Raw genomic sequence first — 10649 nt, 5'->3', positions numbered from 1 at the left:
ATACTTTATGAAGACGTTTAGCCACTTCCTATCGAATCCAGTGGATTTATTTTCAAAATCCTCTAGCAATATTTTTTGAAAATGTCCCCTTGACTTTTCATAGTTGGTCTTCCAAAGAATCGGCTTCTTGATAATTCTTTGTAACAAAGCGTTTATTTGCCCATTCCTCTTCAATTGGCTCTCTACCAAGAATAATTAAGATATCATTGATAGATAAACCACCAATTGCAAAGAGCTTATCTAATGCTGTTGCTAGTTTCGTAATATCAACAACCTTAATTTTCGTTGTATCAATCTTTAAATATGTGCGTTCTATATACTCTTCTTTGCTATACATCTTCCGGTTAAATTCATCTTGAATCAATTCAGCAATCGGATTAATACAAAAAGCTAAAAATGAATCCATTTGTTTTTCAATATCCGCGACATCACCTTTCAAAATCCCGATTGGAACATGGAAGGCAATGGCTACATAATTAAATATGTCATTAATTAAATCGCTAACATCACGACTTGTACTATTATTTGATACGCCATTTTTGCTATCGCTCATATCTTCGATTACATAACCATCTTGTAATTGAAAAGCTGAGCCAGCTTTATCTGCGTTAAACCAATTTTTCAACTGCCCTTCAAACATTTCATCAATCGCCGCTTGGGTTTCTGGATCTTGCGCTCTTAAAAAATCACCTTTAATAAGTAAGCGTTTATTATTTTTTCTTTTATAATAATCAATGGAAGATGCAAGCAATTTCCCGAAACTGCTATACATCCCGTCAATTACCTGCATAATATTTCGGTCGTTTAATTTAAAGTGGAAAACCTCTGATTCATTAAATGATTTTTTAAAAGTGAAGTCTTCAATTGTTATGTCGTTATATATATTTTCTTTTAATGCAAACTTGGTAACATTAAAGGAATCCGCAATATACAATTGCTCATCCTGCATAATAACAACGCATTCATTTTCCATAATTAAATGATTGACTAAACTATGCATAAACTCCGTTGCATTTTGATTCTGATTTGGTTGTACATTTAATAAAAAATGATTCCCACCACGTTTTTCTTTCCCTTTTTCAAAGGTTTGAAATTCACACCTTGTTAAAGCATTTGCAATTAAATCAATACAACTTTCTACAGCCAACTTTTTATAGAAGTAATCAACTCCTAATTCATAAAAACATGAATCTAAAGTCAGCGTCTTCTTGCTTCCAAAAAAACCTCTTACCCAATCTCTTAATCCCACATTCTCACCACCTTTTATACACTAAATGATTTAAATATCTTTCTAACATTTTCTTTCGTTAAAGTATTCGACTCTTTTAACTCACTATCACAATTAAGCGCATGTAAAAAAGCGAAAAAACCATCTGTTTTTCGCTTCTCTTTATCAACCTTTTTATATTCAATATTGCCATTCATTTTTTCTTCTTTATAGACATTTCCCACATACCAACGCATTAACGGATCATCACCAAAAACAATTGTATGTTTAATAAAAATCTCTTCTACAAGTGGAGCAAGCTTACTATGCGTCGCTGGACCACGACGAACAATTTCAATTTCAAAACCAGCCTCTTCAAGCGATTCTTTTAAAATAGCTGAACGATATAAATCCATGCTGACTTTTTTTATTCGGTATTCTTTATTCATCATTACGAACCAATCTCTTACATGTTCCGCACTAATTGATTTGTCATAAACAACAGTAAGCAATCCCTTTTCAATTGCAATTCGAATGATATCTGGATTAATATCTTGCAACTTAGGCGCTGTATGATGCATGAAGGTATGCTGCTTCCAATATCGTTTCCCATCTTTTTTAAATAAAATTCCAACCGAACAGAAATCACGAATTTGCGCGAAGTCAACCGCTCCAATGCATTCTATCCCTTGAATATTTTCAGGGAACGGCTGCTCTGTAGCTAATCTTTCTTCATAGGTAGCAACTTCTTTCCTCGTATCTTCGACGGGTAAATTCATTCTTTTCGTCATGAACTCAATACGTAATGCACTGTTACGTTTCATATCATGGTATTCTTTTCGCATTTCATGTTGTAAATTTTCATTGTATCTATATGAAGGATTTGCTTTTTCCCATTTAGACTCGTCATGGACTTCTTTTTCATCATCAAGCTTACATAGGAAAGGAAACAGTGTGGAATGTGGTAATTCTTTATTCAACACCATCTGAGCTTCGTCTTTCATATCATCCAATACTCCACCACGAACATTTCCATCTGTTGTAATATAGAAAATCCTTGGATCTTTCTTTTTTCCTAAACCCGATGTAAAAACTTTTATATTTGAATAATCTTCATACTCATGTAATTCATCAAATATAACAGTTCCACTTCGCTTACCATCTTTTGTACGAGCATTTGACGTATTAAATTCAAATTTAGATTTAGTTTTATAATGTTTAATGAGTTTTTTGGATTTATAAAAAACCTTTTTTAATTTCTTTGTAAATTTGGGCGTTTCTAAAATGTTTAAAACATCTTCGAATGAGGTTTTAGCCTGATCTTCTGAAGTTGCCACAATGTCTATATCATAATTCTTAATCCCATGATGACCACTTAGCATATAAAAACAGTCATAACTGATATATCCATTTTTACCTGCCCCACGACCAAGTAATAATAGATATCTGTCAAACATAAGACGGCCGTCATCATAACGCACACCATAAAAAAATGCATTACAGAACCTTTGCCAAGCAAATAATGAAAAAGAAAAATAAGGGGCGGGCTTTTCCACTGATTTTTCAATAGCATCTGCATCAATCACTACGCCAGGTTGATCTAACTTCCAACGAAGAAACTCCATGAGTTGTTTTTGTTCTTTACAACTTTGTATTTCCTCATTTTCAACCATACGCATATACTCGTCGATGTAAGGATGATACTTATATGTAGTTGAATTTCTAGATGTCGTCATCATCATCATCATTACCTTCATATACTGGTTCTTTCAAACCAAGCACTTTTAATAATTCTGTCATGCGCTTGTTTGTCTCACGAAATTCTTTTGTAGCTGGATTCGCTTTGACTCCCTTTTGACTCTCACTATTTTGCCATTCAATCATTGGTCCATTCTTTTTCATTTCTCTTGCTAACTTATTTTTCACATCAAACATCGTCATGTAATCATCAACTAGATCAATGTAGTGCATACCATACAAACCACTGTTTTCCAATTGTTGTAATAAATCTTGCTTTATCTGTGCTTTTTTTGATAGTTTCCGCACAAGTACCCCCCCTCTTACTTTTTAATTCGCAAAAATGTTTTAACCGCTCTCCTCCCCCCGTTGAATGGTCCTCCTACTAAAAGCCGAACTTTTTGACCGGGGGGTGTTTAAGAAACTAATTCGAAGTATCCTTCAATAAAATCCAAAATAAAAAAGACTTCTTCACTAGAAATCTTTAAAACATCTGTAGTAAATATTAAATTCTCTTCTTCTTGCAATCTTTCTCTAACATCAGTAAGTTTAAGTCTCTTGCACTTCCTTGGGTTCACACAGTCTCTTATCTGACAGTAACGCCAATAAGAATACTTTCGAAACTGATTAAGCATGTCGCGTTCATATGACGTACGCTCGTCCTTCTCAGCGTATTGAATCATTAAGTCAGTATCGAATGTCCAACTACCATCCACAATAATCATAGCTACCACCGTTCCTCATTAACGAACTTAGGTATCTTCTTATCGACTTTATCCAATCGATCATGTACTTCATTGTGACATCGAATGCATAAGCATTGTAGGTTATCTAAATCCATTGCTAAGTGTGGATGTGTCTTCACCTCTTTAAGATGATGCACATTCTCAGCAGGCTTATATTTACCTTTCGACTTACACATTTGACATTCGTGATTATCACGCTGTAGAGCCTTGATCCTTAGTGTTCTCCACTCTTTAGACTTATAGAACTTCATAAGCTTACCTTCTCTTATGAGCTTAATATAGTCCATTGTTAACACACCGTCCTTGCTCTTATGCATCTAGGCTTACGATCTAACACTTGAGACTTCAGAACCTTTACCGCAATAGTATGAGGAAAACTATTACGTTCTTTATATTCCAGTTCTTCTTCATACCTAAAAGCTTCTTTGATTAGATCATTAAACTCTTTGGCCTGTTCACTCATAATAATAAAAGCCTCACGGATTACCTCAAATACTTCTCTTAATGTTACACTACAAACAATTATACCTTTCATCTCTTCACCTCTTCTTTAACTTCCTCCAAAAAAATATATCTTCTTTGAATGTATATACAATTAAAAAAAGTGTCGGACTTTTAATGATGCCGAATTTATGTAGAAAGTATGAGAGCAATCCATTTTTATAATATCTCTTAGCCCATCTAACTTGAGCAATCCACATTCCTAATAAACTCTTCACTTACTCACCTCTTATCTTTCTCTAACAGATCTTCCAACAACTTATTGATTACACTTGTTATAGCTTCCTCTTTCTCTTCAAGTGTTGTATTCGCTTGTAACTCGTCTAATACTTTGATTACATCTGGCAAACGCTCTAATCCGACATACTGTTTTATTTTCTTTCTACTCCGAAGAGCACGAAGGATTATACCAATAGTCATTGCATTTTCTAGTTTATTAAAATCCATTTGCATTTACTTTCCCTCTCTCAAGCATCGTTTCATGAACTTGTTTAGCCAACTTTTCCGCATCGACTTCACAAGACTTTTTCAATAACTCTTCAATGCCTTTTGTTAATAGATACTGTTCCGTTTCCTTCGACAAAATAATATCCGAAGGCAGTTCATTTGTTGTTATAACATCAATCAGAAAATCTTCTACCATACTCTTACCATCACAAAGGAACATTCCTGCCATCAACTTGATGTCATGTATCTTGTCTCTTATTAAATGAGAAAGCTGTTCAAGTTCTTTATAAATCTCTTTCTTTTTATTATTGATAATTGTTTGTTCTATCGTTCCTAATTTCTCTTCCTGCTTTTCTAGTGGCGCAAATTTCATTGGTCTTGTTGGACCTCCACATCTAACACAATGTAATCCATCGGTATGCTTTGCAAGAATAACCGTTCTGCAATTTGCATCCATACATTCAATCATCGTTTTAAATTTCATCACTTATCCTCCTCCGTAATTAAATGTTCCAGTCCTTGAACTGCTTTATCATCTAAACGAATATCCATCAATCCCAAAATCTTAATTACGTCTTCTAACGATTCGATTTTACTTGCATCAATCTTATGAGGATATCTCGGCCTAAGATAAATACTATCTTTCTTTTTCATTGTTAATTTCTGTTCATCCATATTTCATCCTCCTCAAAAATAAAAAGCACCCGAATGGATGCTTTTCTCTCGATTATTAATTTGCCTTTCTATTGCGGTACGTGAAGTTTTATCCTTTTCCCAGTTACTTAATGTTGCTACATTCATCTGCACCTGCATTATTAAGTAACTGGAAGAAGAGCAAAAGCTCTTCCTAATAACGGTACCATTCAATCATTACCATCTGCTGGTTTCGGATTTTATGTGCCATCATTATGAAACCGTTTAGACAACATATAGATTATAAAGGAACATTATGAGTTGTGTTTTCCGCCACTTCTCACAATACAAATATATCATGCTAAAAACCAAAACGTGTCCGTAAATCGTTCGCAAATAGTCCGCAGATAGTTCACGAATAGTTCGCGTTTTTGATTTATGTATTTTTTCACATCGTTTTTCAGCCTCTTTTCGCATAGTTTTGAATAAATATGTTCTTTAATCCTTGAAAATGAATTAGCTATAATCTGGATTGTGTTAAATTCACCTATTCCGTTTAACCTTAGATATACCAATCTCTTTCGCATTTTATAAAAATGAATTTGACACTTTCAGTTTAAAGCTAATTCAATAAGTGATAAAAAAATAAAGGAGCTAGATTCTAAACTTCCTTTGGTAATCATTTAATGTATCTTGCTCCATTCCAATGTATCTCAATGTTTCTTTCTGATCTGTATGATTTAACATCTTTTGCAAGGCAACTACATCTTTAAATTGTTTGTAATGGTGATAACCATATGTCTTTCTAAGTGAATGAGTACCGATACGTTCCAACCCAAACTCTTCTGCAGCTTGATTCAATATTACATATGCCATTGCACGAGTAATCGGTTTATTTTTTCCGTTTCTACTCTTAATCAGGTATTCATTCTTTGGCTTTCCTTCAGTATAATTTCTGATAGCTCTCTTCAGCTCTGAAGGCATCTTCACATCTTTGATCTTCCTTGTTTTCTTTTCGCGTATCACAATATTCCAGCCTTCTACATCACGAACACGTAAACGTAAAATATCCGATATTCTGAATCCTGTATTAATACCAAGAAGAAACAGAATGTAGTTCCTCTCATTCTGTTCCTTATAAAACTCTTTTATTTCTTGTATTATTTCTTTATCTCGAATCGGCTGTACAATATTCATATACTTTGCCCCTCTTTTTGTTTACGCGTTTTTTGAAACACCTCTTTCTTTAGATTGAAAGCTAAACGCAATATCGCTCGTCCTTTTAACTTATAATATTTTGTTTTACCTATACCTAAATCCATCCAGATATCTTGATCATATCCAGAATCATGTTCCATATAAAATTTCACAATCACTTCACGTTCATCATCTCTCAGACGATTCACACCGTCATACAACCAACTCATAAATTTATTTCGTTCTTGTTCATACTCTATTCTTTCTATTGCAATATTTTCAGTCGAACTATTAAACTCATTTGTATTCGATGGAGGAACAATAGAATACGACGCTGTCACTTTTGGCAGCATATCACATGGCATAGTTGCTAAATATCTACGATACTCATTAAATACTTTTTCGATTTCTTGTTTTGTTCTTTTTCCATCCACAATTGGCATCTTGAATGATAGTTGTTTATTCATATTAAATTCCTCCATTGTTATTATTTTTGTCTTACTGCCCCACGTCTTCGTTCATAACGCGGACCATGAATTCCCATTAAATCCTCAATGTCGCGTGTGCTTAATTTCTCTTTTTGTTTTTTCTTATTTTTCTTCTTTACTTTTTTTGATTGTTTTTTCCACTCGCGTAGCTGATCCTTTAGCACCTTCATTTCCCCATCTCCCTTGTTTAAAATAAAAAGGACACCTATCCCTTAAACAGCTTTAATTGCTGATTTAGTGAATTGGTGTCCTCTAGTTTTCTAGCCGGACTATATTCATTTGTAATCTCGAATTTTGTCTAAAATTTGTGATTTTTATTTGTTTAGATGCTACATCTGTCTTGTTATAATGAATGTAACATTGCCATTCGAAAAAAGTGACTTGTCCCCAATACAAGTTGCTTTTTTCTTTTTTATTTTAAAAAGATTATTTTGTTGAGTTTTCTTTCCAACTTTCGCCTTTACGAAAATGAATATTCCAGGCTTGTCTTTCTGTAAAACCTACTTCTTTTAACTCTTTTATATTTTGTGGTTCTTCAAAAGTGCACGGCACACTTATTTCTCTACTAAAATCAAAACCAGATTCAATCGTTTCACCAGAAGGAACATCAGCCCAATCTACACCGCCCTTTATTTCCACGCTTTCTCCATCAGGTGTTTTTATAAAAAATTTTGCATCTTGTAAGTTCAAATTCATCCCCCTCTACCTCCTGAATAAAACTCAACATTCCGTCAATACTGTAGACACATGGTTATCTTTCTCCGATTTCCTTATATGAGCAGTTAGCTTTTGCTAGCTGTTCTTTTATATTCCTTGTGTATATCAGCTAACGCATGAAATGTATTATTTTGAATGAGCCTTAATACATCAAACGCTTCATGCGGCGTTAAACCTTCCTCCTCAACTAATCTTGCTAAACCCGTAATAATTAACTGTTGTCCGAAACTATCTTGATTAAATTCAACTTTCCCCATATTTCACCCTCATTTCCTACAAAATGAAATTTGCGTTCTAATTAAACAAGCTCATTTGCTCGGTTCTAAAATTCATAAACAATATTTCTTCTGATTCACATGCAACTCCGGATCCCCCAACAACTTGCTTATGAGCTTTGAATGTTTCTCTTTCCCAATTTGGATAGAGTTCATGTAATAGCTGATCATCGTAATAAGATAAAATGACTTTCCCGTTTACTTTGTTTAATAAGCTGGCTAAATCTATATGATCCTGCTTTGTGAATCCTCCAGCGTAGAATTTTTCACGACCGATATATGGAGGATCAACATAAAATAATGTTTCTTTGCTATCGTACTTCTCAATAATGCTTCTAAAATCTAAGTGCTCTATCATGGTGCCCTGCATTCTCTTAGCAAACGATTCAATGATTGAGCAAGCACCTAAATATCCTCTTGCTGGATTTTGATTACTTTTCGTACTGTTTCTCCAACCCGTCTGAGGTACTTCGTCAGCATTCCCTTTTGATATACCTGACCTATTGAGATAAAACCAACGAACTGCTTTTTCGAATGGGTCTCGGGGTAAATGCTCTTTCTTCCAACTTTCATACAGTTGCCTGCTATACGGTAATGATTCACAAGCTTTTTGTAACTCTTTTGGATTACTCCTTGCCACAAGCAAAAAGTTAACTACATTACCATCAATATCGTTATAAACTTCATGGCCAATTGGTGGCTTTTGTGAAATTACATGGGCAGCACCACCAAATGGCTCCACGTACACCTTATGAGCTGGCATCTTATTAATTATGTGTTCTGCATACTTTCCTTTTCCTCCAAACCAAATCAAAGGACTTCTGGCCATGTTCTTTTGCGCTCCTCTCATTTAGGGCTATATAGCATCCCTTTTTCTTTTAAACTCTTATAGTTATCCTTACTTCTAATTCCGCATCTAACACATCCCCAATACCCTTTTCGATAGCTAAGAACATGTCCTTTCTTTCTACATTTCATCCTAAAAGGAAACTTCAAAAATAGGTTTAACAGTTGCAACATCAATTCACCTTTTCTAATAAAATAGCGTTTTTGTTTAACTTTTTTATGTTAATTCCGATGTAATTAAAACCGTTGTGTTTTTGTGATTCAGAAAATCGTTTACTAGACTTATTAACCCTCTACCTTGATTTTCTTCAATATGCGCGACTGCTCCAATATATTTACCAAATGCAATTTCTTTTGATACTTCAGTTACAGGACCTTCTTCTTTTGATGTATAACGACATTCGTCACAATTACCTGCAACTTCTTCCGTATAAACTTGATGTGCCTTTTCTTCTGATTCCGCCGCTACTAATGCCCAGTATTCATGATTATTAAACTCAAAGTATCTCATTATTATTTTTCCCCTCTCGTTTTAAAATAAGAATTTTGTTTAGTTTTACACTAGTTCTTTCAAATCAATAGGCTCAACCATTAATTCACGCTGTTTATCCGCTGTACTTGTTCCACCCCAAAACATTTCGCCACTTCCTACAATAAACGCTTCAATTGCTCCGCCTGATCTGTACTCTGATTTAAAACCAACAGTTTCTCCGAATCTAAATAGCTTGCCTGGTTCTAAATCTGCCAACCTAACTTTCAACCCTCTTTCTCCGTTTCTAACAAGAATCTTTTCAAAACACTCTTTGCATATGCCGTTATGATTACCGTATTCCCTGCATTGGTTGCATTTTAAGCCCATTCTTTCTACCTCCTACCAAATAACTATTTTGTTAAGATTTTAAATACCCTAATTCTTTAGCAAATGTAACTATCGCTTCCATGTCTTCCTTTGGATACCCCCAATACTCATGAGTCCACTTTAAATAACTTTTTTCGATTTCTTTCCCGAATATGAAATCTTTAAATTCCATAACTAGCCCTAATAAAGAATCACCTTCACAAAAGCGTGTGTAATATCGCTCCTGCAATTTTCGAGAACCTTTAAAAAGTGGAATCTTTGCTTCTGTGTATCTATCAACGTAATAAATCCGCTGCCCTTCAGTGCTTGCAAAATATGATGTGCGATTCTTTTCAGCATAAGAGAATAATCTGCGCCCTCTATTTGCAATTTCACAAATGATTTTATTCACGATTTTGATACGTTCTTGCTTATCCATATCTCATTCCCCTTTTCTTAACAAAATTCAAATTTGGTTTTACTTTACATCAACACGTGCTTGACTAGCTTCTCGACTAAAACCGTCTGGATATCTTTTAGCTAATTTAGATATATTCATTTGAGCAATATCTTCTAGGGTATATCCCATTTCGCGGGCCATGATGGAGATATAGTACATGATGTCGCCCAACTCTAACGCCAACTTATGTGTATTCCCTTTCTCTTCCCCTGGACAATGAGCTGGATCAAATCCATGACCATGAAAGATGGCTTTTTTTACGATATCAGCAACCTCACCAGCTTCTCCAGTAAGTCCTAATGCTGCATTTAAAACTCGTCCACCGAAATCGTTATTTGCATTCCAAGTACGTAATGTTGCTTCCTGATATTGATCTAATTCACAGATTTGATTAATATTCATTACAGCTTGTCCTCCCTTAGATTCACTAACTAATTTAGTTGTTGCATATACACCGTTTTCCATAGCTTTCATTTTCATCTACTCCCTTTAACTAATGTTTTTATTTTTAGACTTAGCTGGTGTTGTAGCTGCTTTTATCGGTTCCCATCCATAAC

The 10649-nt window shown here is 34.4% G+C and carries 19 protein-coding genes; all 19 read right to left on the bottom strand.

The annotated features are described in order from the left end of the window. Window positions 1–97: 97 nt before the first annotated feature. Window positions 98–1249, bottom strand: a complete 1152-nt coding sequence (locus tag ACS2CR_RS31840) for a phage portal protein (RefSeq protein WP_242321131.1) — start codon at window positions 1247–1249, stop codon at window positions 98–100. A 14-nt stretch (window positions 1250–1263) separates the two neighbouring features. Then, complete coding sequence (locus ACS2CR_RS31835; protein ID WP_153603030.1) at window positions 1264–2946, bottom strand: terminase TerL endonuclease subunit; 1683 nt, start codon at window positions 2944–2946, stop codon at window positions 1264–1266. Continuing rightward, window positions 2930–3253, bottom strand: a complete 324-nt coding sequence (locus tag ACS2CR_RS31830; protein ID WP_309567723.1) for a P27 family phage terminase small subunit — start codon at window positions 3251–3253, stop codon at window positions 2930–2932. The genes ACS2CR_RS31835 and ACS2CR_RS31830 overlap by 17 nt, the downstream gene beginning before the upstream one ends. Window positions 3254–3360: 107 nt before the next feature. After that, window positions 3361–3669 (bottom strand): hypothetical protein, encoded by a 309-nt coding sequence (locus ACS2CR_RS31825; RefSeq protein ID WP_098300302.1) that lies wholly within the window; start codon window positions 3667–3669, stop codon window positions 3361–3363. Window positions 3670–3671: 2 nt separating this feature from the next. Beyond that, entirely contained in the window at window positions 3672–3941 is a 270-nt protein-coding gene (locus ACS2CR_RS31820; RefSeq protein WP_309567722.1) for an HNH endonuclease, read from the bottom strand. A gap of 38 nt (window positions 3942–3979) precedes the next feature. Beyond that, window positions 3980–4225: a hypothetical protein gene (locus tag ACS2CR_RS31815; RefSeq protein WP_153603027.1), complete on the bottom strand. Its 246-nt coding sequence runs from the start codon at window positions 4223–4225 to the stop codon at window positions 3980–3982. A gap of 188 nt (window positions 4226–4413) precedes the next feature. Beyond that, complete coding sequence (locus ACS2CR_RS31810; RefSeq protein ID WP_309567721.1) at window positions 4414–4644, bottom strand: hypothetical protein; 231 nt, start codon at window positions 4642–4644, stop codon at window positions 4414–4416. Next, window positions 4628–5122: a hypothetical protein gene (locus tag ACS2CR_RS31805; protein WP_153603026.1), complete on the bottom strand. Its 495-nt coding sequence runs from the start codon at window positions 5120–5122 to the stop codon at window positions 4628–4630. The genes ACS2CR_RS31810 and ACS2CR_RS31805 overlap by 17 nt, the downstream gene beginning before the upstream one ends. Beyond that, window positions 5122–5313, bottom strand: coding sequence for a hypothetical protein (locus tag ACS2CR_RS31800; RefSeq protein WP_088069310.1), 192 nt, complete (start codon window positions 5311–5313; stop codon window positions 5122–5124). Before ACS2CR_RS31800 ends, ACS2CR_RS31805 begins: the two co-directional genes overlap by 1 nt. 612 nt (window positions 5314–5925) lie before the next feature. Next, entirely contained in the window at window positions 5926–6468 is a 543-nt protein-coding gene (locus ACS2CR_RS31795) for a tyrosine-type recombinase/integrase (RefSeq protein WP_001028515.1), read from the bottom strand. Beyond that, on the bottom strand, window positions 6465–6935 hold the full coding sequence (locus tag ACS2CR_RS31790) for an ArpU family phage packaging/lysis transcriptional regulator (protein ID WP_001041469.1): 471 nt from the start codon (window positions 6933–6935) through the stop codon (window positions 6465–6467). Before ACS2CR_RS31790 ends, ACS2CR_RS31795 begins: the two co-directional genes overlap by 4 nt. 20 nt (window positions 6936–6955) lie before the next feature. After that, window positions 6956–7126, bottom strand: a complete 171-nt coding sequence (locus tag ACS2CR_RS31785) for a hypothetical protein (RefSeq protein WP_000866143.1) — start codon at window positions 7124–7126, stop codon at window positions 6956–6958. 256 nt (window positions 7127–7382) lie between these two features. After that, a complete protein-coding gene (locus ACS2CR_RS31780) occupies window positions 7383–7652 on the bottom strand; it encodes a PadR family transcriptional regulator (protein ID WP_153603025.1) in 270 nt (89 codons plus the stop codon). An 86-nt stretch (window positions 7653–7738) separates the two neighbouring features. Beyond that, window positions 7739–7930 carry a hypothetical protein gene (locus ACS2CR_RS31775; protein WP_153603024.1) on the bottom strand — a complete coding sequence of 64 codons (192 nt, stop codon included), beginning with the start codon at window positions 7928–7930 and terminating at the stop codon, window positions 7739–7741. 37 nt (window positions 7931–7967) lie between these two features. Beyond that, the gene (locus ACS2CR_RS31770; protein WP_153603023.1) at window positions 7968–8777 is read right to left on the bottom strand and encodes a DNA adenine methylase; all 810 of its coding nucleotides are present in this window, start codon (window positions 8775–8777) and stop codon (window positions 7968–7970) included. Between the two features lie 234 nt (window positions 8778–9011). Further along, window positions 9012–9305: a hypothetical protein gene (locus tag ACS2CR_RS31765; RefSeq protein ID WP_153581266.1), complete on the bottom strand. Its 294-nt coding sequence runs from the start codon at window positions 9303–9305 to the stop codon at window positions 9012–9014. Between the two features lie 45 nt (window positions 9306–9350). After that, on the bottom strand, window positions 9351–9653 hold the full coding sequence (locus ACS2CR_RS31760) for a hypothetical protein (RefSeq protein WP_153603022.1): 303 nt from the start codon (window positions 9651–9653) through the stop codon (window positions 9351–9353). Window positions 9654–9684: 31 nt separating this feature from the next. Further along, entirely contained in the window at window positions 9685–10071 is a 387-nt protein-coding gene (locus tag ACS2CR_RS31755; protein ID WP_153603021.1) for a hypothetical protein, read from the bottom strand. Window positions 10072–10110: 39 nt separating this feature from the next. After that, on the bottom strand, window positions 10111–10566 hold the full coding sequence (locus tag ACS2CR_RS31750; protein WP_438906134.1) for a nucleoside triphosphate pyrophosphohydrolase family protein: 456 nt from the start codon (window positions 10564–10566) through the stop codon (window positions 10111–10113). Window positions 10567–10649: the final 83 nt, after the last annotated feature.

This window comes from Bacillus cereus group sp. BceL291 (assembly GCF_051776705.1).
Taxonomy (GTDB): Bacteria; Bacillota; Bacilli; order Bacillales; family Bacillaceae_G; genus Bacillus_A; species Bacillus_A cereus.
This window is presented reverse-complemented; position numbering and strand designations above follow the sequence as displayed.